24 protein-coding genes are annotated in these 22,232 nt (G+C 44.8%); 18 read left to right on the forward strand and 6 right to left on the reverse strand.

Annotated elements, in window-relative coordinates; all coding sequences use genetic code 11:
- The 5 genes from KKI13_03610 to KKI13_03630 form a co-directional block, all read right to left on the reverse strand.
- Positions 1-816 (reverse strand): ATP-binding protein (locus KKI13_03610; GenBank protein MBU4488135.1); only part of this gene is annotated, 816 nt, incomplete at its 3' end.
- Positions 817-826: 10 nt separating this feature from the next.
- The gene (locus KKI13_03615; GenBank protein ID MBU4488136.1) at positions 827-1,222 is read right to left on the reverse strand and encodes a YraN family protein; all 396 of its coding nucleotides are present in this window, start codon (positions 1,220-1,222) and stop codon (positions 827-829) included.
- Positions 1,191-1,442 carry a SpoVG family protein gene (locus KKI13_03620; GenBank protein MBU4488137.1) on the reverse strand — a complete coding sequence of 84 codons (252 nt, stop codon included), beginning with the start codon at positions 1,440-1,442 and terminating at the stop codon, positions 1,191-1,193. The genes KKI13_03615 and KKI13_03620 overlap by 32 nt, the downstream gene beginning before the upstream one ends.
- 105 nt (positions 1,443-1,547) lie before the next feature.
- On the reverse strand, positions 1,548-2,090 hold the full coding sequence (locus KKI13_03625; protein ID MBU4488138.1) for a hypothetical protein: 543 nt from the start codon (positions 2,088-2,090) through the stop codon (positions 1,548-1,550).
- 42 nt (positions 2,091-2,132) lie between these two features.
- On the reverse strand, positions 2,133-2,705 hold the full coding sequence (locus KKI13_03630; GenBank protein ID MBU4488139.1) for a sigma-70 family RNA polymerase sigma factor: 573 nt from the start codon (positions 2,703-2,705) through the stop codon (positions 2,133-2,135).
- A gap of 122 nt (positions 2,706-2,827) precedes the next feature.
- Between KKI13_03630 and KKI13_03635 the strand changes: the two genes are divergently transcribed.
- The 14 genes from KKI13_03635 (at position 2,828) to KKI13_03700 (ending at position 17,872) form a co-directional block, all read left to right on the forward strand.
- On the forward strand, positions 2,828-3,058 hold the full coding sequence (locus KKI13_03635) for a hypothetical protein (protein MBU4488140.1): 231 nt from the start codon (positions 2,828-2,830) through the stop codon (positions 3,056-3,058).
- A 4-nt stretch (positions 3,059-3,062) separates the two neighbouring features.
- Positions 3,063-3,716: an HAD-IA family hydrolase gene (locus KKI13_03640; protein ID MBU4488141.1), complete on the forward strand. Its 654-nt coding sequence runs from the start codon at positions 3,063-3,065 to the stop codon at positions 3,714-3,716.
- Positions 3,717-3,752: 36 nt separating this feature from the next.
- Complete coding sequence (locus KKI13_03645) at positions 3,753-4,112, forward strand: sulfite exporter TauE/SafE family protein (protein MBU4488142.1); 360 nt, start codon at positions 3,753-3,755, stop codon at positions 4,110-4,112.
- A complete protein-coding gene (locus KKI13_03650) occupies positions 4,112-4,732 on the forward strand; it encodes a PIG-L family deacetylase (protein MBU4488143.1) in 621 nt (206 codons plus the stop codon). Before KKI13_03645 ends, KKI13_03650 begins: the two co-directional genes overlap by 1 nt.
- Before the next feature lie 90 nt (positions 4,733-4,822).
- Positions 4,823-5,638, forward strand: a complete 816-nt coding sequence (locus tag KKI13_03655) for a M48 family metalloprotease (GenBank protein ID MBU4488144.1) — start codon at positions 4,823-4,825, stop codon at positions 5,636-5,638.
- A 13-nt stretch (positions 5,639-5,651) separates the two neighbouring features.
- Complete coding sequence (locus KKI13_03660; protein MBU4488145.1) at positions 5,652-6,080, forward strand: NUDIX hydrolase; 429 nt, start codon at positions 5,652-5,654, stop codon at positions 6,078-6,080.
- Positions 6,077-7,540, forward strand: coding sequence for a hypothetical protein (locus KKI13_03665; protein MBU4488146.1), 1,464 nt, complete (start codon positions 6,077-6,079; stop codon positions 7,538-7,540). The genes KKI13_03660 and KKI13_03665 overlap by 4 nt, the downstream gene beginning before the upstream one ends.
- Before the next feature lie 11 nt (positions 7,541-7,551).
- Positions 7,552-8,139 (forward strand): hypothetical protein, encoded by a 588-nt coding sequence (locus KKI13_03670; protein MBU4488147.1) that lies wholly within the window; start codon positions 7,552-7,554, stop codon positions 8,137-8,139.
- A gap of 25 nt (positions 8,140-8,164) precedes the next feature.
- Positions 8,165-8,425 carry a hypothetical protein gene (locus tag KKI13_03675; protein MBU4488148.1) on the forward strand — a complete coding sequence of 87 codons (261 nt, stop codon included), beginning with the start codon at positions 8,165-8,167 and terminating at the stop codon, positions 8,423-8,425.
- Between the two features lie 12 nt (positions 8,426-8,437).
- Positions 8,438-10,921 (forward strand): CHASE2 domain-containing protein, encoded by a 2,484-nt coding sequence (locus tag KKI13_03680; GenBank protein ID MBU4488149.1) that lies wholly within the window; start codon positions 8,438-8,440, stop codon positions 10,919-10,921.
- Between the two features lie 24 nt (positions 10,922-10,945).
- Positions 10,946-12,424 carry a M48 family metalloprotease gene (locus KKI13_03685; GenBank protein ID MBU4488150.1) on the forward strand — a complete coding sequence of 493 codons (1,479 nt, stop codon included), beginning with the start codon at positions 10,946-10,948 and terminating at the stop codon, positions 12,422-12,424.
- 16 nt (positions 12,425-12,440) lie between these two features.
- Positions 12,441-12,989 (forward strand): LemA family protein, encoded by a 549-nt coding sequence (locus KKI13_03690; protein MBU4488151.1) that lies wholly within the window; start codon positions 12,441-12,443, stop codon positions 12,987-12,989.
- A 62-nt stretch (positions 12,990-13,051) separates the two neighbouring features.
- Entirely contained in the window at positions 13,052-14,179 is a 1,128-nt protein-coding gene (locus KKI13_03695; GenBank protein MBU4488152.1) for a TIGR02281 family clan AA aspartic protease, read from the forward strand.
- A gap of 135 nt (positions 14,180-14,314) precedes the next feature.
- Positions 14,315-17,872, forward strand: a complete 3,558-nt coding sequence (locus KKI13_03700; protein MBU4488153.1) for a FecR domain-containing protein — start codon at positions 14,315-14,317, stop codon at positions 17,870-17,872.
- A gap of 53 nt (positions 17,873-17,925) precedes the next feature.
- Here the strand turns inward: KKI13_03700 and KKI13_03705 are convergent, their stop codons facing one another.
- The gene (locus KKI13_03705) at positions 17,926-19,281 is read right to left on the reverse strand and encodes a hypothetical protein (GenBank protein ID MBU4488154.1); all 1,356 of its coding nucleotides are present in this window, start codon (positions 19,279-19,281) and stop codon (positions 17,926-17,928) included.
- A gap of 119 nt (positions 19,282-19,400) precedes the next feature.
- Here KKI13_03705 and KKI13_03710 point away from each other — a divergent pair, with 119 nt between their 5' ends.
- Genes KKI13_03710 through KKI13_03725 form a run of 4 tightly spaced genes read left to right on the forward strand, consistent with a single transcriptional unit; the run spans position 19,401 to position 22,058 of the window.
- Positions 19,401-19,802, forward strand: a complete 402-nt coding sequence (locus KKI13_03710) for an ACT domain-containing protein (GenBank protein ID MBU4488155.1) — start codon at positions 19,401-19,403, stop codon at positions 19,800-19,802.
- A gap of 13 nt (positions 19,803-19,815) precedes the next feature.
- Positions 19,816-20,328 carry an MEDS domain-containing protein gene (locus tag KKI13_03715; protein MBU4488156.1) on the forward strand — a complete coding sequence of 171 codons (513 nt, stop codon included), beginning with the start codon at positions 19,816-19,818 and terminating at the stop codon, positions 20,326-20,328.
- A gap of 1 nt (position 20,329) precedes the next feature.
- Positions 20,330-21,613 carry a glycoside hydrolase family 1 protein gene (locus KKI13_03720; protein MBU4488157.1) on the forward strand — a complete coding sequence of 428 codons (1,284 nt, stop codon included), beginning with the start codon at positions 20,330-20,332 and terminating at the stop codon, positions 21,611-21,613.
- Complete coding sequence (locus KKI13_03725) at positions 21,597-22,058, forward strand: hypothetical protein (GenBank protein MBU4488158.1); 462 nt, start codon at positions 21,597-21,599, stop codon at positions 22,056-22,058. Before KKI13_03720 ends, KKI13_03725 begins: the two co-directional genes overlap by 17 nt.
- Positions 22,059-22,232: the final 174 nt, after the last annotated feature.

Here is a 22,232-nt window from a genome sequence, read left to right on the forward strand (position 1 = left end):
AAAAGGCCTTTTACGTATAAGCGAATCCGCGTTCGGCGCATTGCCACTAACACTATAGACTTTTGTGCACTCAATAGCCTCTTCAAAATTCATTTCAGGAAGAATTGTTTCGATTCGTTTGGCAAGCATCGTCTTGCCTGAACCGGGAGGACCCACCATCAGGACGTTGTGGCCGCCGGCGGCAGCTATCTCCAAACCACGTTTTATGTGGGAGTGGCCTTTTACGTCGCTGAAATCGATATCATAAGAGATATCTTTTGCCCAGATTTTTTTCTGGTTCATGTCCGAGGCCTTCGGGGGAATATTTCCGCTGAGCGCCTGAACGGCATCATATAGATTCGGCATAGCCCAGATGGCCACCTCTCTTACGAGGCGCGCTTCACGGCCGTTTTCAAAAGGGATGATGCATTTCTTTATGCCTTTTCCTTTCATATGGCTGACACGTGAGAGAATCCCGTTCAAGGGCCTCAGATTTCCGTCGAGCGACAATTCTCCGCAGGCGAATACATCCTCCAGGTTTTCTTTATCCATTTGCTCTGTGGCAGCCAAAATACCGAGCGCCATCGGAAGATCGAACGATGGCCCTTCTTTTTTTATTCCGGCAGGGGCGAGATTGACGATTATTTTATGATCAGGGAACCTGAAGCCGGAATTATTGATAGCCTTCTTGACCCGCTGAATACTTTCTCTTACTGCCATGTCAGGCAAGCCGACTATAGAAAAGGAAGGGAGCCCTTGAAAATTTACGTCCACCTCTACCGTGACCTCTTTGGCGTCTATTCCATGTAATACGCTCGATTTTACTTTTGCAAGCATAGGATCCTTTTTAAAAAGCGTTTTTGGTCAATCTTATGGATTTCGAACCGTTTCCGCAGTCCATAAGAATGCCTACTACGTCAAACCGCGCTTCGGTTTGATATAGGTGTTTTCGCTTTATATATAATTCGGCAAGCTGCGTTAACTTGCGCATCTTTTTTGCGTTTATAGCTTCTTCCGGCAATCCGTAGAGGTCTGATTGCCGTGTCTTCACCTCGACAAAGACGAGGGCCTTGCCGTCGCGCGCCACGATATCTATTTCGCCTATTTTCGTCTTATAGTTGCGCTCTAGTATCTCGTAGCCTTGCCGCTTCAGATAGCCCGAGGCAAGGGCCTCGCCCGTTTTGCCGATGTTATCTTTGACTCGCCACCAGTTAATCATTAAATGCTTTAATAATGACATCATTTAACGAGGCTTTTACCTCTTTACTGGTAGGCCTGATCGAGTCGTACCACTTACCGTCCTTGCCCTGTTGTGAAGGCATTGCGGCAAAAAGGCCTTTTTTGCCATCTACGATCCGTATTCCCTTTATAATAAGGGCGTCCGATATGATTATGTCGCAGAATGCTTTTGTGGTGCCTTCGCCGTCCAGGCGATGGATTCTGACTACTTCTATATCCAGCATTTTTATCACCTCCCACTTATATATACGAATGGGGAGGTGATTTTCTTTCAACTTTTTTTAATATTTTTTGGAAAAGCGGGTGTAGGCTGCGTTGCGGATAACTTATTACAGGCGGTTTTTGAATATCTCGTCGAGATCTTCCTTGCCTTCTTTATCATGTTTTTTCCAGGCATTATAGACCATTATTAAAGTCCGCGTAGTCTCTTTATTGAAGACCCATTTGAGGCCGAGGATTATCGCGAGGGCGAGAAACTGAAGGAAATATCGCGGCACAAAGAATGAAGCTATGAAAGAGGTTAGGCTCAATATAAACCATATTTTTTTCTTGAGATATGACATAAATTTGTGCTCCTTTTCGGTATAAGCAGGGTTTAAGGATTTGGCTCTTTTTTTCATCCTGGCAGACACGTCCTCTAATTTTATTTCTTTCGCGTACGCCGAGTAGAGGAAGGCGCCTTCGACCAGTTCACTGCAAAAAGCGCAGCGCTTTACATGATTTCCTACGTTATAGCTTTCTTGGCCGTGAAGTCCTCCGGATGCGTATCGTGCCAGTGTTTCTAGAGGGGGGCAGTCGGAGCTCTTCTCCGGCAGTTTTATTTTGGCGCTAAAATAATCTTTTAAGATATTGTTCAATTTTTCAGTTTCCATAGGTCCCTCACTAATATATACGTTTGGCAGAGCTATTTTCTTTCAAATTTTTATCTTTTTTGAGATAAACCTTTTTATCTTCGTTTTTGCCCGCGCGATGATCGTCGATACGGAGTTCATGGGCACGTTGAATGTGTCCGCTATTTCTTTGTGTTTTTTGCCCGAAAAATAGCTGAGTTCCAGATAGGCCCTTTCTTTTTCGGTAAGGATACCCATGGCTTTATCGAGAATATCCCTTTTTTCCTTTATTAATACTGAGGAATAGTCATCAATAGGGGGTATCTTTTTTGCCAGCTCTTCCTGCAGGAAATCTTCTTCGCGTTTTTTCTTTCGCACGAAATCTGTGGCAAGATTGGACGCGAGCACTATAAGCCAAGGGGATATATTATCTCTGTCTTTAACAGCTTCAAGGCTTCTTTTTTCCCACAACAAAGCAAATACGCGCTGGTACAAATCTTCAGCGTCGCTCTTTAAATATGCCGGGCAGTACCTGTTTAGCTTTCGCTTAATTGCCCAGTATACAAGGCTCGAGAACTTATCAATAAAAGCGCTCCAGGCATCAGGCGCGCCTCCGAGACAGCTCAGCACTAATTCTTTGTCACTTTTTGTTTCCATAACAGATTTTTATTATATATGCGATAGCGCATATATGCAAGTATAAATTTTAAGACACATGATATCTTGAATATTGTCGATAATTATGATATTATTACTAAAATGGGTGTAACGCGGGGGTTATGGTGAAATATCCTGATATTCTTCTTATAGTTATAGCGGTTCTTTTAGTCCTGATAGCGGCTGAGTTAGCTGTTGTCATCAATGCCGGCAATGCTAATGCGAAGCTTGCTGTTTCCAGCAATCAGGAGCTGGCGGCCTCAAATGCTAAGTTGGAAGCGGTCATGGCCGATGTCGGAGAGGAGTTGAAGATAGTGGTGAATAAATTCTGCGGGGGGAGAAAGAGAAAATAGTTCCATGGCGAAAAAGTATATAAAGGCCGCTATATTCGATTTGGATGGTACTCTCATCGACTCCAAGAAAGATATAATAGATTCGATAAATTATATCCTGAAAGCGCTCGGGTTTAAAGAGAGGCCGGATGATATTATACAGAGGTATATTGGCCGCGGACGTGACAAGCTCATCGAGGATTCACTTGGCCGCGAAGCAACGCCTGAGATGGTAGATAAAGCGAATACGGCATTCAATGAATTCTACCGCGCGCACATGTTCGACCATACAAAGCTTTTTCCCGGCGTTTTGGATATACTCGAATATTTAAAAGATAAGACGCTTATGCTGGTTACTAATAAGGACCGCGATCTCGCGGTGGCGACTTTAAAGCGTTTTAATATAGACAAATATTTCAGCAAAGTCATGGGCGGCGAAGACCAGAATTGCAGAAAACCTCATAGCTGCCCGATAAGCAGCCTGCTCGAAGGCATAGATGTCCTGCCGCATCAGGCGATGATCATAGGCGACAGCGAGATAGACATAAAGGCGGGAAAGATCGCCGGCATTCTTACATGCGGCCTTACCTGGGGGATAGGCAGCCGGGAAAGCATAGAGGCGGTGAAGCCGGATTACATATTAGGCGATATGCGTCAGCTGAAAGAGATAATTTACTGAAGATAAAACGACAAGTAATTGCACAAGGAGACTATCATGCAGATAGCGGCATACATATTGGCCGGGATAATCGCGGGTGTCGCGAGCGGATTTTTTGGCATAGGCGGCGGCATTATACTTGTGCCGATTATGGTCTTGATTTTCGGCCTAACACAGCACCAGGCGCAGGGGACTACGCTGGCGCTTATGGTTCCTCCAATAGGGATTTTGGCCGCCTTAAAATATTATCATGCGGGTAATGTTAATCTGAAGATGGCCATTTTTATCTGTCTCGGTTTTGTGGCAGGCGGCTACTTAGGAGCCGTTTTCGCGAATAATATACCCGCCTCAACGCTGAAACGTTTTTTCGGGTATTTGCTGTTTTTTACCTCACTTAAATTTATGTTCGGAAAATAATGATGCCAAGATTACTCAAGGACGCAAAAAATCTCAAAAGAGACGCGCTTATAATAACGGCGCATCCGGATGACGAGTCTATTTTTATGGGCGGGACAATTGCCGAGTTCAAAAAATGGCGCTGGCGCATACTATGCATGACCGATTGCGACGCCAGATTTAATAAACGCAGACAGGAGGAACTTAAGAGCGCCGCAGAAATTTATAAAAGAAACGGCTCTTTTGTTACGCCTTTTATGCTGGGTATCGTAAAGAAAAAGGGCCGCTTTTTAAAAGAAGAGATGCTTCGCAAGCTGAAAGTTTTTATCCGTACGCACGGTAAGCCCGACATAATCTTTACGCATAATAGAAGCGGCGAATACGGCCATAAAACGCACAAGCTGGTAAATGAAATCGTAAAAAAGTCCAGACTTAAAAATATTTATACTTTGCATTTCGGCATAATGCCTGAAAATGGTTATGGCGCTCAGGAAGCGGTCAGCTTGTCGAACCGTTCTATCGCTGTAAAGAGACGGGCGATCCGCCTATACCTTAGGGGTTCGCAAAAGACGAATCTATCGCGCCTGAAAGGCCTGGTCAATCGCGCAATGAGGGCGAAAGAGGAAAAGTTTATAACTTGACAAAGGTTTCGCAGGGTGATATTGTAAGCCCCGTTAGACCTCCGAAGGTCTAACGGGGTAAAAAAGATTAAATCACAAAAGGCGGGCAGGATGAAAAAAATCATCTGCGCAGTATCTTTTATTTTAATATTTCTTTTGCCTGCCATGTGTAGAGCGGATTACAACCCCGTTACCGGAAAGGACGACCTTGTTATGATAGGGGAGGCCCAGGAAGTGAAGATGGGCAGGTCGCTTGCCGAGGAGGTTGAGAAAAGGTTTGGGCTCGTCAGGGATGCCGGGGTGCAGGCGCGTGTTAATGAAATAGGCCAGCGGATAGTAGAAGTTTGCGATAGGCCGAACCTGACATATTTTTTCGGGGTACTCGAAGGCAAAGATCTAAAAAAAGAACAGAGGTATAATGCCTTCGCGCTGCCCGGCGGCTATGTATATATATTTCAAGATATGGTCGAGGACATGAAGTCAGATGACGAGCTTGCCGCAGTATTGGCCCACGAAGTCGGGCATATAGTGACTAAGCACAGCGTAAAGAAACTGCAGACATCCATCGGCTTGGCGGGCCTGCAGCTTTTGGGCGTTTTGAGCCGCGCCGATTCAAGGACACAGGCAGAATCTTCCGTGGCAATAGGGCAGCTTATGATGTCATATAGCAGAGAAGCGGAGTTCGAGGCCGATAAATTATCAGTCGCGTATCTGAAACGGGCCGGTTTTGATCCGGAAGGTGCAGTCAGTTTTATGGATCGTCTATTAGACAGACAGCTAAAAGGAGAAACACATAGATATATATATTTTCGTACTCACCCATATACTTCTGAACGGAGAGCGGTTATCAATAAAGAGATACACGGAAAAATCGAGTTTGACGATTACATAAACACGACAGACGAAACAAGACAGGCAGCATGGTAAGGGCGCAATAAGAATGGCAAAAACGGAGCGGGAGCGATCAAGCGGCGGCATAATAGTAAAATTTGAACGCGGCACGATAAAAATACTTTTAATAAAAGATCCTTACGGTAAATGGACCTGGCCCAAAGGAAAAATAGATAAAGGCGAGACATCGCTTGAAGCGGCCAGGAGGGAGATACGGGAGGAAGTAGGATTAAAAGAAATAGAGTTTCTCCGAAAGGCAGGAAAAACAGATTATTTTTACAAAAGAGACGGTAAGCTTATTTATAAAACCGTGTATTTATATCTTTTTAAATTAACGGGCGATGATAAACTGGTGATCCAAAAGCGAGAGATAGCAGACGGTAAATGGTTTTCGATAGATAAGGCCTTCTCCATGTTAGGATATGGGGGGGCAAAGGGTATAATGAGGCGCGCGCTTAGAAAACGCAGGGAAATATGAAAAAATATTCATACGCTCGTATTATACAAATGTCGTGGCAAAGGACAGCGGAGATTCTTTTTAAGCCCTTTACATTAAAAAAATGGATTATGCTCGGTATAATTGTATTGCTAGCGGGTCAGATAGGCGGTTTCAATTTTAATATTAAAGGCGACAAAAACGATTTTAATAAGATAGCCGCGGAGATTGCCAAGCAGGCGTCTTCCGCACCTTCGCAAGCCATTACGATAGAGCCGGAAAAAAGCCCCCTGGAAAAAATACGTTCCCTGCCTATCCTCAATGACCCCAAAAAAGCAATTCCGGTTGTTCTCGCCGCCGGCGTAATTATAATGCTTTTGGGCCTTATAATCTTTCTATGGATGTGGGTTAACGCCAATTTTTCATTCGTATTTATAGACTCTGTAGTCAGAAACGATGCTTCCCTCAGGGTGCCATTCCACAGAAACAAGCCTCAGGGCAATTCCTACCTGATGTGGAATATAATCTTTAGTTCCGTCGCCGCGTTGATTCTTATTGGAATACTTATCCCGCCTATTGCAGCGATCGCAAAATCAGGAATGCTTGACGGAAGGGCCGCGTTTGATATTCTCAAAATATTCGCTATTATAAAACCTTATCTCTCGCCGTTTTTGATAATCGCATTTTTGCTCATGCTCATAGCTTTGACTGTGCTGGATTTTATTCTTCCGATTATGTATAAAAGAAAGACGGGAATTTTAAAGGCCTGGGCCGAATTCTTGAGGATATTTCCACCAAACGCCGTCGATATAGTGTTATATTTTCTACTAAAATTGGCCTTGGCAATATTGGCCATACTAGTCAGCATAGCCATTATAATAGCAGGCGTAATTTTGGCCCTTAGTGCCGCCGGCATATGCGGATTGCTCGGATGGCTTATATATATTGTAACTCCCCAGGCAGCCAAAGCCGTAATACTTGCGATATTGGTTATTGTCGGTGTGTGCGTTATAACACTTTTGGCTATACTGCTTACTCTTTTATTTCTGCCTATACCGGTATTTTTCAGGATATTTCCTATCTACTTTTTGTCCAGTATTGACGAATCGCTTGACCTTTTTGCCTTGGCAGCGGAAGAAAAAGAGGCGGATGCCGGGCGGTATAAAAAATCTATGGCGCTGGTCTGGTTTACGGTTCTTTCGCCTCTTATCGTCATCGCGATATTTTTGGCGGTTACTCTGGCTATTCCGTTTTTTGCGGGCGCAAATGGGAAGCCGCGCTTTACCATAGAAGAGAGAAAGCCTTCGGGCATCGAATCTCGCCAAGTGAGGCCGGCAAAAAAGACTGTTGACCCAAAAGACGAACTGGTCACGATATATCTTAAAAACGGCAATTCCTTTAAAGCTAAAATAGAAGAGGAATCCGCAAATAACATTTCGTTTGGCGTGGAGGGCGGGACTTTTATATTACCACGCAGCGATATTCTGCGTATCGAACGCTAGGAGGGAGCAGTATGAAGCGCGTATTGGTTTTTGGCGTAGCATTGGTTTTGACAGTAGCCTGTCTGGATGCCCATGCTTTTACGGCATCATACGATCAGGTTACAACCGGTATAAAAAACGTTGTGGCGCGGGAGACGAGTATAAAAATAAAAGACGATAAGATGCGCATGGAAGTTAATATGCCGCGGGGCAAGCTGGTCACAATAATAGATGGGATGACGGCTTATCAATATATGCCTGTTGAGAAAAAGGCCTACAAGATGATAGCAAGAGGACCGACAAACATAAAAAACCTTTCCGATTACAAGGGTTATCTGCAGCTTTTGAATGCCAGGGTTGTGGGTTCCGAAAGCGTAGGCGATTATGACTGCGACATATATGAGTTTATAGACCCGGGCACAAAAGTCAAAGCCAGGGCATGGGTTTGGCGGGCAAAGAATTTTCCCGTAAAATATGAATTGGATATCGCGGGCGGCACAGTAACGACGATCATGAAGAATATACAGATAAACACAAAAATTGACGATTCGGAATTTACAATTCCGAAAGATGTGAAAATAGTAGAAATGCAGAGCGCAGCAAATCGGAATAAAAGGTAACCAGGTAAAAATCGGAGGTGAAAGAATGGAAGAGCAGAAGATTAATAAAGACGGAGAAGCCGGTCACCCGGCAGAGACGTCGGAGCAGAAGTGCAAACGCCTCGCCACTATGAGGGTAAACAATGCCCTTCAAAAGATCAAATTGATAGGCAATTTAGCCGGTCCCGCCTACAAATATAGTGAAGAAGAAGCGACAAAAATAATACAGGGCCTGAAATTTGCGGTGGAAGAAATAGAAGCCAAGTTTAAAAAGGGAAAGAAAAAAGAAGACGGTTTCCAGCTATAGGATGGATATAAGATGGGAGATAGTAAGCGGTTTTCTCTTAAATCATTGATGTATAGCCGGCCTAAAGATAATTCAAATATCGGACAAAGGATTATCTTTAGAAGCCCGCTATTTCCCGTTCTTATAGCGGTATTTATCGCGGCAATATATCTTTATTCGACCTTTTACTTCCCGCCGGTCAAAATCGCAAAGCTTAAATTCAACGATTACTTTTTCAGGATGAGGCACAGCCTTAACAGCATTTTCAATAAGGAAGGGATTAAATCGCAGGATATAGTGCTCGTTACCATAGATGAGGAGTCGTATGAGCGTTTGGAAAAGAGGTGGCCCTGGGAAAGAGATGTCTTTGCCGATTTTATTGACAAGATATCAGAGTATGGCCCGGGGACGATAGCATTAGATTTTGCCCTCTACGGCCATAGCCCCAATAATTCCGAGGCCGACGCGAAACTTGCCGATGCCATAAAACGAAGCGGAAATGTTATAATTGCTTCGGTCTACGGCAAGGAGAAGTTATATCTCGGCCCTTACGATATCTTCGCAAAAGCAAGCAAAGGTTACGGCGTTATAGGCGCCGAGCGCGATGCGGACAGCGCCATAAGGCGCATAAAGGCCTTTGCCCTGATACTGGCTCCTCAAAAAGGCGGCGACATGTCCTTTGAGGTAAAGGCCGCCGCCAGCTACCTGGGAATACCTTACGATAGGATAATTCAGGAATCTGGCCAAATCATAATAGGGGATAAGAGTAGGCATATCGCGATACCCGCGGATGATAACGGCTCATTTTTAATAAATTATATGTGCGATAAGGACGATGTTGAGACCGTTCCTGTCTGGCGGATCATGGCAGGCAAAGTAGCCCCGCAGATATTTAAAAATAAACTTGTCCTAGTAAGTCAGACCGGTGAGATATTCCATGACCTGCATCTTACTCCGCTGGGATACCGGTCAGGCGGCCTTATAATCGCGAATGTATTGAAGTCTATTGTAAATAGTTCATATATGAATCATGCCGAACCAAAATATTCTGCTTTATTGATATCATTTTTCTATTTGTTGGCGTTTCTTTTGTTCTATCGTAAGGAGGTTATCCACGGTTTCTCTATCTTAATTTTTATGATGGTAGTCTATGCGAGTATATCATTTACATTTTTCCTTAACGGAATAGTTTGCCCTACATTTGACGTAATAATTTTATTACCGGCTCTATTCCTGGGAATTACGTTTTATAAATATACTCTGGTAGTTTTAGAGGGGCAAGAGGTAAAGAAATTGGCGATAACAGATTCGCTGACATCTTTATACACCCACAGATATTTCCGTTTTTTGCTGGAGCACGTGGCAAAAACTACGATTAATACAAGCAGCGAGTGTTCGCTCATTATAATAAAGTTACTTAATCTTGACAGAATAATCAAAGATGCGGATTTTAACGAAGGCCAGCGCATCCAGCGGAAAATAGCCGAAAATATAATAGCAAAACTACCTAAGAGCGGTTACGGCGCGTATCTTGGCATCGGGGAGTTCGGAATGCTTCTTCCGAGAGTTGGTATAGGGGAGGCGCTGGGAATTGCGGGCGGCGTAAGAAATAATATAAGGGAGACAGATTTTGCGGTAGAAAAAGAATCCCTTAAGCCAACAGTCGCAGTAGGAGTTTCGGAAATAAATAGAGCTTCATTCCCAAAAACAGCTTCAGAGTTGATGCGCGGCGCTCGCGCCGCCATGCTAAGGGCAAAGGAGATAGGGTATAATAAAATATACAGATTTAACCCCAAAATTGATGTTTCGGTTTTTGAAGCGCCTGACGCCGGAAAGACGATAAAAGATAGATTAGACGGCGGGCTTACATTTCTTGCGGCAGATTTGGAAGAGAGAAATAAAGAGCTTGAGGACCTTTTGCAACAGCTCAGCACTACGCAGAAAGACCTTGAGGAAGCACACTTTGAAACATTGCGCTCTCTAATAGTGGCGCTGGAAGAGAAGGATCCGTGCACAGCCGGCCATTCGGAAAGGGTGGGGGAATACGCGGAAAAGATAGCACAGATCCTGCAGATGCCGGAGGAGGAATTAAAGATACTGCGCCAAGCAGCGATACTGCACGATATTGGAAAAGTAGGCATACCGCCCGATATCCTCCGCAAAGAAGATGTTTTGAGCGCCGGGGAACGCTATGTGATACAATTGCATCCGGAGTTCAGCGTAAAGATCCTCAGCACAAGTAAATATTTCAACAAGCACATAAATGCGATCCGCGATCATCATGAGCGCCTTGACGGCTCAGGCTATCCGCGCGGGCTGAAAGAAGATCAGATCTCACTTGCCGCTCAGATTATAGCTGTTTGCGACGTCTTTGATGCCATGTCTACCAATAGGCCTTATCGCAAGGCCCTTAGTTACAATGAAGCACTGCAAGAGATGGTCGAACATCCCGAAAAATATAATAAAAAGATAGTCAGCACTCTTGAAAATATACTTAAAAGCGAGCACAAGATTTAACGAGCGCTCACTAATGTGTAAGATATGGCATTAACGTATACCGAAATACAAGAGGCGAAGAGTATACGGATATGGATATTCTTTACTGTTCTGCTTCTTTTTTATTTTGTAATCGCAGCGGTTTTGGGCAATGTGACAAAAGCGTTTTTTGTGCTTAATAGCGAAGCTGCGGGCAAAGTCACGCCCTTCCTTACGGGTAGAGAATTGTTGTATATACTTTTTTTTGCTTTTGGCGCGGCCGTTATTCACGCGGCATATTCGGTAAGTAACGCCCTGCCTCTCATTACGCGTAATTTAGGAGCCCATAATGCCGACCTTTCCGATAAATATCATGAACGCTTCAAAAAGATAGTGGATGAAGTCAATGTCGCCACGGGCAGTAAGTATAAAATAACATCCATAGTCATCCCGACCGTAGCGATGAATGCGTTTGCGATCTCAGACCGTCACAGGAATGCCGTTATAGGCGTGACGGAAGGCCTGCTCTCAAAACTGAACAGGCAGCAGCTTGAAGCGGTTGTGGCCCACGAATGCGGCCACATAGTATCCGGCGATTCCTTTCAAACGACCGTGGGTTGCGCGCTATTCGGAATCTATGCGGCCATGCTCGCCGCGCTTGGCAAGGTGTTTAAAGGCGGACGTGTGCGTTCAAGCGGCAAGGGAAGCGGTGGTATAATACTCTTCCTTTTGCTTGTCTACGCGATATTGAGCGTAATGCAATTTTTTTACAATCTCATAAGGCTTTTTATTTCCAGGGACAGGGAGCTCAGGGCCGATGCCGTAGCAGTGAAGCTTACGAGAGATCCCATAAGTTTAGGCGGAGCGCTTTATTCTATTTCACGCGGATGGAGGGGGATGGGCTATATCGACAGGAACCTTGAGTCGCTTTTTATTATAAATCCCGCCAGAGAAGAGATCGACGAGGCCGAGGGATTATTCGCGAATCTGCTTTCTACGCATCCGCCGATAGGTAAGCGTATATCTATTTTAGCAAATATGGCGCATGTGGATGTGAAGGACATAGAAAATAGCGTAATATCCCAGGAAAAATTAAAAGAACATGCCCGCTTCCAGCTTCCGGGCGGCGCAGGGCGGGAAACTAGCGCGTCAGCGTTTAACTGTCCGCGATGCAAGCGGCATCTGATGGACGAGGAATACGAAGGGGCGCTGGCCCAAAGATGCCTTTCCTGCGGCGGCATTTTAGTTGAGAAAGGCCGCCTTCCCCGCATAATGATAAGACGGGAAAAAGGTTTTGATGAGCGCGTTCAAAAAATAGCGGAGCTCACCCAGCGGGACGGCCTTACGCGTTTGCGGGATAAGACAAGGGTACCGGATAGATCGTATCTAAAATGCCCGAAATGCGGCATAGATATGATAAAGGGTTTCTATACGATGGCCTATCTTGTCGAGGTTGATAAGTGTGATTTTTGCGGCCTTGTGTGGTTTGATACGGATGAGCTGGAGATTCTGCAATATCTCATAGAGAATAAAAAAAGCAGCTAACTCGGGGGGTGGAAATATGGGCTGGGTTATTTTAGGGATTCTCGTAATACTTGCGGTCGCACTTATAGGGATGTACAACAGTTTAGTATCTATGCGCAACGAGGTAAAAAACGCATGGGCCGGCATAGAAGTCCAGCTAAAGAGAAGGTATGATCTGATACCTAATCTTGTTGAGACTGTAAAAGGGTACCTTACTCATGAAAAGACGGTTTTGGAGAATGTCGTTAAAGCGCGCCAGCAGGCCATAGATGTCTCCGGCGTAAAAGAAAAAGGCGCGGCCGAAAACTTTCTGACCCAATCTCTCCGAAGTCTCTTTGCCGTGGTAGAAAATTATCCGAACCTAAAAGCAAATCAGAATATAATGGCATTGCAGGACGAGCTGACATCGACGGAAAACAAGATCTCATTCGCCCGCAACAATTATAACGATTGGACGATGAACTTGAATAAAGCGGTAGAGCAGTTTCCCACAAATACCATAGCAAATACGTTCGGTTTTAAGAAAGAGGCCCTCTTCGAAGTAGAGGATGCCGCTATGAGAGAAGCGCCTAAAGTAAAGTTTTGACAATGAGATTGCTTCGCCCCGAAACTTCGGGGCTCGCAATGACAGTAATTCGGACGGTTATTATGAGACTTAGCGTATTAATTTTTACCGCAATTTTGATTTTATGGCCATCGGCGTATGCGGATGTCATATATTTTAAGAACGGCGGGACAACGGAAGGCATAATTGCGGAGGAAAACGAAATAAGCATTGTTATAGACCTTGGCGTTGGGACCATGACCGTCAGAAAAGATGAGATTGAGACGATCGATTGGGCATCCCCAGAGGATAACGAGCGGCTGAAGGATGATAGGCGGGAGGCCGGAATATCGCGTGGCGAATGGGCACCGTTAGGCTGCGAAGAGGTAAGGCTGGCCTATCTTAAAGCTAAAGAGGTTAAAGAATCACTAAAGAAGCTGAAGGCTGGCAGCATGGCCAACCAGGATGAGATACTTCGGAAAGAGAAGAAGATAGCGGATCTCTTGAAATCATTAGACAAAAAAAGCAAAGAATTAAAGGCGATCGACGCCGATAAAGCGATACGGCGATATAATACTGTGGTCAGTGAGATAAATTCGTTAAGCGCCGAACTCAACAAAGAAAATAGCGCGCTGAAGGGCCTTTATTCCGAGGAGAAGACAATCAGTTCAAATTTGATGCAAAAGGCCGCTAAGTACCGCGGCACTTTTCAAGAACTAAAAGACTTGTTAGCCGGAGGAAAAGACATTGAAGTCGGTTACGAAATGCCTGATCAGGAATTGCTATTTTTTGAGGAAATGAACGAAAAGGTTGCGGAGATGGAAAGCGACTTTAAAAAAGATATCGTCAATTATATTTCTGAGGAAAATCAAATCATCGTTGATGCGCTTATAAATGGCACCGTGCTTGCGAGGTTGATCGTGGATACGGGCGCTTCAATAGTTGTCATCTCCAGGGATGTGGCCGAGCGACTTGGTATGGTGAGTGAAAGCATGGACGCTACAATTGAGATAATAATGGCTGACGGGACGTCCTCCAATGCTAAGCCCGTAATGCTTAGCTCTATCAAAGTAGGTGATGCGGAGGTAAGGAATGTGCAGGCGGCTGTGCTCGAAAGCAGCCTGGTGGGCGGAGTAGACGGCCTGCTCGGAATGTCGTTTTTAAGCGGTTTTGTCGTGAGCGTGGATACTTCATCAAAAAAGTTGATTTTGGAACAAGTTTTGGAACAGTAGCCGACGTTTAAACGTCGGCTACGATGCGGATAACTTTTTAGGAAATTTGAAAAGATTGATTGACAATTTTTGATAAAGGAAGTATACTCGAGTAGTTAGGTAACAGTAAAGTCGGATATGGAATATGGAAATAGAATGAAACCACATAAACAATATTACAATATTAAGATTTTGGTGTTAGGGCTGTGCCTTGTTCCCTTTTTGTGCGGTATATCATTTGCCGACAAAGACAACGCGCTTCTAAAAGCTATGATAGGCGAAGTAGGGTATATGCCTGACGAAGCTACGGTATGGGAAACGGCATTTGAAGGCCTTCAATTATTTAATGGAGACAAGATAAAGACCGGTGCCGATGGAATGGCGAGCATCGCTTTTACGAATGGCAGCCAGGTAATGCTGAAGCCTAATAGCGAATTTGAAATAGAGTCGCTGGATATTTCGGGAAAATCGGTCGATTATAAATTAAAGCTTCATACCGGGAAATTGCGTGCTCTGGTAGAAGAATTTGCCTCCAATACCAACTCCTCTTTCACCATAAAGACGCCGACAGCGGTCGCGGCCATAAGGGGGACGGTCTATTATTTGAAAGTGCGCGAATTGACCCCCGAAGAAGTTCCGCCCGATGTTAAGGAAAGGCTCATTACGGAATTATTCGTAGAAGTGGGAGGGGTAATCTATACCAATACTATCAGTGGAAAATATTTTACAGTAAGCGCCGGCCAGGAATCCGGTTCTTATGAGAACGGAGAAGTAACGGAACCCGTAAATGTCCCTGAAGACAAGCAGCAGGAATGGAAACAGGGGTGGGAAGACATACTTGCGGCCGATCCGTATCAGGCGCCCGAAGATACCACTATTGCCGATTTAGTTTTCGGCGGCGACCCCGATATTTTGGAAGATTTATTAAGGCAGAGCGACGACGAAAGCGCGGCTAAATTGCAACTATTGACAGCTGCTTTAACCGCCAGCGAAAACGCAGCCACGGCATCTATACGCGCGCACGAAGCATCCGATAATGCCTTTAGCGCACTAGCCGACGTGAACTGGGCAAATAGCGAATTAAGCGATGCGAAAAGCGAGATGGACGGAGCTTATTACGGAGAAGGGGGAACTTATTTAGCCTTTCTACGGGCAGGGATTAAATATAGCGAGACTTCCCAGCTTGTATCAGATACTCAAGATGAGATAGATAATGTTATCGCAAGCGAGCCGGAGGACCCTTTTGATGATCCCTTCGATGAGGATATTTTTGAGCTTCCGGAAGATTTTGAACTACCCGAAGACCTTGAACTACCCGATAATATTGAAGATTGGCAATTTCTTGGAAGGTTAATCGAGTATTGGGGGTTTTCGCTCGAAGAGTTAAACGATGAAGATATTGATTCTTTTTCGTCATTTTTGCGGGTATTATCGGATAAGATGGGAGAAAAATTAGACGAACTTACGGAACAGTTAGATACACAGAATAAGGAGAACGAAGAGATAGCAGATCTTCTACAGAATGCTTCGAATGACGCATTAGCACGCGCCGCTGACCTTGAACTTTTGGTCGCAAGATTACAGGAAGCGGCCGATATAGCGTTTATTACAGGTACCGATGCCGCGCTTGAAGCGGTGCGGGTGTTGATAGAACTTACTCAGGCAGCGATAAATGAAGCCAATCTGGCAGCAGGTGCCGCAAACGGCGCGGCTTTAGTAGCTGAAGAAGCCGTTGAAGAAGCCCGTTCTAAAATAGAGCAAGCAGGCGCTCTTGTTAGCGCTATGGGAATAATAACTGACGATGTGGGACTATTGGAAGCCGCGTTTAATGTAGTTGCTGCAGATAGCGAAGAGATGGCTGATAATATAACAGATATGCGCGATGCCATTATAGCAAGCGTTGAAGCGGGAGAGGCGGCGGGCAGGGCGTATGCAGCTTCTGAAAATGCGCAGGAGGCACTGGGAGATATAGATTCCAAAAAAGGATTGGTCAATGAGGCAGAAGCGGCGATGGATACTGCCTATAACACTGCTTCATCGGCACTTGATCAGGCAGAGGATGAGTATGAAGAGACCGAGAACATGGCCAATGCTGCCCAATTTGCCGTAAACGGCGCTATGGACGATGTAGACAATGAGGCCGCCAAAAGGCGGGGCTATATAATTGTTGATATTCCTGCCGCAAAGAACCAAATAAATACTTATCAAACGCAGCTGAGTACCATCTCCTCTGATATTGGTGCGCTAAGGGAGACGTTGGATATCTTAAATTCCGAACTTTCCGGCGAGAACACGGGCAGTGTTGCTTACCGCTTGCAGCAGAGCATTGAGGATGCTTCTTATTGGGCCAATACAGCAGATGCGTTGTCGGATGAGATACGGGCAGTCGCGATAAACGCGGAAAACGGAGGTAATGATGCAGTATTAGCCATTTTGTACATTCTTGTGGAATTTACTCGTGATGCCATAAATAATGCCAATACAGCCGCCGCAACCGCAAATAGCGCGGCAGAAGAGGCGGAGACAGTACTTGCCGGAACCCCAGAATTACTTTCACAGGCGAATATTATAATAGGGGTGTTAAACGGTATAGAATCGGAATTGGATACCCTGACTGACACTCAACTTGCCAGCGCAATAGCCGCTGCCGAAGAATTACTGAATAATGCCCAGAGTATCGTACAAGACGAGATTTTGCAGGATATCATTGCCTTTGAAGAGCAGCGCGAGAAAGACGCCGTGAAAGAAGAGATGGCTAGGCTTCTTGAGCGGCAGCACCTTCGCACTGCAATCCGCAATGCAATCCAGGATATTTTGGAGGATGGCGATTTACGGCGGTTTGACGGATATATGGAAAAAATTTCGGACGCTCAGACAGGCAAGGTTATGAAAGACATCTACGGCGATAGGGTGAGAGTCGAGCAGTATATTCTGCGCCCGTCTAGCAAGGCCGTTGAACTACTGAACGTAAATCTAAGGGCGGGTAATGATCTGACGACGATGCAATGGGTGACAACGTTTAACAAATCACTTAACAGTCTCGATACGGGTCAACTCAAGAGGTTACACTGGAATGAGTACTTGAATACAAAATATGATGACGGCGTACCACACCACATTGTGAGTTCATATCAGCCGCAGGGATTTTATCCGCAGAGCATGTCTATAAAATTATCTCACGCGGAAGATGCCTTTACGGAAAGGAAAGAGTTTTCCGGCGCGCGCTCTTGGCGGCGAGATGAGCGCATACAACGTATAGATCACCAGACTCTTCTTGTAAATAATTTTAACAAGAACGATCCTATGCCGTATGCGCGTAAAATAGACGGCTTGCAGCCGTCCGGTACGTATTCCATTACTTCAGGACTAAGGAATGCCGACATAATAGGCGGAGAAGATAACAATCCGAAAGGTTTTAGATATAATATGGCAAACGCAAAAGGAGTCACAAAGTTCATCGGTGCGGAATTCTATGTTATTTCTGACAAGGGGAAGAGGAAGAATAAGGGCGGCGTGGATATACGTGACCTTGGAGATGCGCTCAGAGTCAATATGGGCAGCAGAAATTTAAACATCGGAAACAACAATCTGGAAATGATATTTACCTCGTCCGTTTTCCATGATACGGGCGGAATAGACTTGATTTATGTCCCGACTAATAGGATGGACTGGAAACGCGATGATAACGTCCCGAATTATTTGTTAGGCGAATAAACATATAACTTATCCACAATGTAGCCGACGTTTAAACGTCGGCTACGACTGCGTTAATAACTGATCGACATGCCGCTCATTACTCTGTGTAGTTTGTAGTTGTAGGTATAAAACTGCTCGTAATCCATATTAGACGACTCAAGAGTATAATCATACCGCGTTACCCACGAAACATGCTTCGTAACTGGTATTTCCATGCTCGCCTTAAATATATGCTCAAAATCGATCTGCTTGCCTGACTTGTACCCGCCATCCGCATCCTGCGGTTTTCTGCTGGTGTAGTTTCTCATTAGAAAATTGTATCCGCCGCTGAGTATAGCGACAGGTTTATCCTTATGAACAAAGATGTAGGATATCTCCGGCCTTGCGTCAAAACCCAAGTAATCATAATATCGCGGTGTAAAGACGTCGTCGCTCAAAACGGCCGTTCCGCGTGAATCATAAAAATTCTGGTTGCCCGTGTTGCATGTGAATTCCGAAGAATAGTTATACTGAAATCCTTTATTCGGGGCAGGGGAGTATAGCGCACTAAGCTTTATGGAATTTCGGTACTCCTGCCGTCTTCTTCCTTCTAATATGCCATCCTCGTCTACTACCTTCTTATCTATAAAATACTTCATCAGCAGGATATATTTGAGGTCTAATGACGTATTCTTGAGATTTGTATATTTCCAGCCGGACGAAAGCTCGATTCCGTTATAATCTTTTTCATGGACTTCAGGAGCTGTTGGCGTGGCCAGCGATATCAGGGAATGATAATTAGGATATTGACGTATATACCACTTGGCACCGCTCGTCAGCTGGATGCGGCCTTTCGAAGTATCATAGACTAAATAATCAAAATCGCTGCCCGAACCCATTTCCCTGTAATCGTAAAGGCCGTTGCCCCAGCCTTCATCTTTGCTTTCTACATTTAGGTCCCAGCCGCCGAATATTGTAGGGCTTATAGTCACTTTTTCTGTCAAGAGGTATTTTGCAGTCATAGAAAGGTCGTGGTGCTGTATCTCAGTAGTTGACAGCGGCCCTTCCTCCTCCACCACAAAGAATTTCTCCCGCTGGTATGAGCCGCTATATAACGGTATAATATACAAATCGTCGTTATATTTCATGGCAGGAGCCATGGTTCCGAATACAGAGGCGCCCCACACGTCGTCACCCTTATCGGCGTGGCTGTAAGTGCCGTATGCGGTAAGGTCTACTATGGGTATCCATTCTTTGGGGCCGTGTATCGATATTTTGGGGAGAGTAACATCTATCGGCGTTCTTGTCGCCATGCCTTCCACAGTGTCATTTTTTTGAATATATCCCTTATTGCTGTCTTGTGGGACGGCCTCTGAGCCAAAAGCCTGTTTTGGAAAAAATAGGAAGAAGAGGACTGCTATAATTATAATCTTATTCTTTTCCGTCATATATAATCCTTATAAGTAGAAAATATAGCACAGAATATGAATTATGTAAAGAAAAATAGGTATTTATATTGACGAAAGTAAGAAAAGCAGGTAAAATTGGATTAACCGGAGGTGTTATTATGGCAAAGGCAACGATTGTGAAGGAATTGATAGTGAAGACACCCAACAGGGTGGGGATGCTGGCTGAGGTTGCGGGCACAATAGCGAAAAGCGGCGCCAATATAAATGCTCTAAATGCCTTTGGAGTGGAAAGCGATGCAATATTCAGAATTGTCACATCGGACAATGCGGCTGCCATCAAGGAGCTTAAGGCCAAAAAGATCGAAGTATCCGAAAAAGACGCTGTTAAGGTAGAGCTGGAAAATAAATCCGGCATGGCTGCCGAGATAGCCGAAAAGTTAAAAGCCGCCAGTATCGATATAAAGTATATCTACGGAAGCGCCTGTGGTTGCACCTGTCCTTGCGGTCTGATTCTCAATACAAGCGATAATAAGAAGACGGTCGATATTCTAAATAAATGAGGATGAGGTAGATATGGGATACCATTTTTACCACTTCTACGAAAGCGACATTCTTCTCGCCAGAACTCTAGCGACCTTTTTTAGTGAAGGCCTGCGCAAGCTTGAATACTGCATGTGGATCCCGCGCCAAAGCGTATCTGTCGATACTGCGTTAAAATCAATAAAGATGTATATCCCGGAGATAGAGGATTATCTGCTTAGCGATAAGATGCGGATAGAAAGTTTTGAAAATTGGTATCTCGCGGAAGACGGGACATTTAAAAAGAGCGTTGTCCTGGCCAGATGGCGCTCTCTATACGATGATATTATGAATAAAGGTTTTGCGATGATCAGAGTGGCGGGCGACGGTTCTACCCTGATATCGAAATACTGGGATGAGTTGGTAGAATATGAGGCTATAATAAACGACACTATCAATGATCTTAACATAGCCGCTGTTTGTACATTTAAGGGGAAGCTATATAAACCGAGCCAGCTTAAAGCGATTCTTAGTAACCACTTTTGCCCCCTTACGGTAACGCCTTAATATGCTAAAATTCCCGAACGGTTTTTTGTGGGGCTCGGCGACCTCCAGCCACCAGGTTGAAGGAGATAATCAGAATAATGACTGGTGGAAGTGGGAAAAAGACAAAAGAGTCCCCGAGCGATCCCAAAGAGCCTGCGATCAATGGAACCTTTATAAAAGCGATTTTAAACTCGCCAAATCCCTCAATCATAATGCCCACAGATTTTCACTTGAATGGAGCCGCATAGAGCCGGAGCAAGGCAGGTTTGACGCGGCTGCCGTAGCCCACTATAGAGACATGATAAAAAGTTTGCGCAGTTTGGGCATAGAACCCATTGTTACCCTCAACCATTTCACCCTTCCCTTGTGGTTTGCCGGAAAAGGAGGATGGCTGGGGGAGGGGGGCGGACGCATATTTGCCAGCTTTGCGAAAAAGATTGCAAGGGAATTAGGGGAGGATGTCTCTTATTGGCTCACTATTAATGAACCGGCCGGGCATATTAATAGCTCCTACGTAAGAGGAGAATGGCCCCCCGGAGAGCGGTCGTTCAAGAAGGCCAACCGGGCATTCATAGCCATGCTGAAAGCGCATTGCTTGGCTTATAAGGCCATACATAACGTCTATAAGGAAAAGAAGTGGCCTTCTCCTAAAGTCAGCCTGGCAAATTTTACGGTGATTTATACTCCCTGCAGGCCCGGCAATCCGGGAGATGTCATTTCCGCAAAACTGCGCGGCTATTATGTGAATAATCTTTTCCTGGATTCGCTTATGCGCGGCTTTTGCATAGCGCCCGGCATGCCGCCCACGCTTTTGCCATTAAGAAAATCCCTAGATTTTATAGGCCTCAATTATTATGCCAGGGACTATGTCCATTTTAAATGGTTTTTACCGCCCGTGATATTCGGAGATATCTGCTCAACCACCCATCATAGGGATTCCGGCAAAAGGAATTTTCTTAATTGGGAAATATACCCAAAGGGGATCTATGAGCTTATTATGGCATTCAATAAGCGTTACCGCCTGCCTATATTAATAACCGAAAACGGTATCTGCACAAAAGATGACAATGATAGGATAGATTTCATAAAAGCTCACCTAGGAGAAGTCGCCCTTGCCATAAAAGATGGGGCCCATGTTTTGGGGTACTTGCACTGGTCGTTACTAGACAATTTCGAATGGGCCCACGGCTACGGTCCGCGATTCGGGCTTATAGAAGTAGACTACAAAACGCAGCAACGGATTGTGAGACCCAGCGCCCGCGTCTATGCCGAAATAATAAAAAACAGCAATGCCCACTTACATTAGAAAAATACCCATTATCCTACTAATACTGCTATGCGGACTGTACTCGCCCGTATATTCCGAGACAAAACAAGATAATCATCCGGCGTTTAAGGAATTGCTGGATTTAAAACTGCCCAAACACACCAAAAGAGCGGCGGATAAGATAAATTCTTTTTATTATAATCTTGCGGATAAAAATATCGATTTTATAAGATTTACGGTCTCAGATTCTGAAACGAAAGGCCTCATCAAAAAAATCGAAAGAAGATACATTCTAGAGGACCCCGATATAGCAAAAAAGCTGAAAACGATCAAAATAACCGCTGCTTACAGCCCCGGCTCCGGCGTCTTAAGTTTTGAAGTCTCCAATAAGCCGGAGTTTCAGGCAGAAGGGCTTGGCGAAATAATAGAGAAGATTTTTATGAAGACCATTCCTGTCGTTATTCTTGGGATTGGAGCCCACTAAAAAACCTACCCCAAATATGCAATTTCCATGTTAACCCAGCTAAGAAAACAATTCAAATAATGCGGCCGCTATTTGTATCCGCTTCCGGCTGAAGTTGCGCGCCGCACCTTGACAAAAGAGAAAAGTTATGGTTTACTATATAGTATGGTTTACCAATTGGTAAACCATACTATA

The organism is Candidatus Omnitrophota bacterium, assembly GCA_018894435.1.
Classification (GTDB): domain Bacteria; phylum Omnitrophota; class Gorgyraeia; order JAHIPI01; family JAHIPI01; genus JAHIPI01.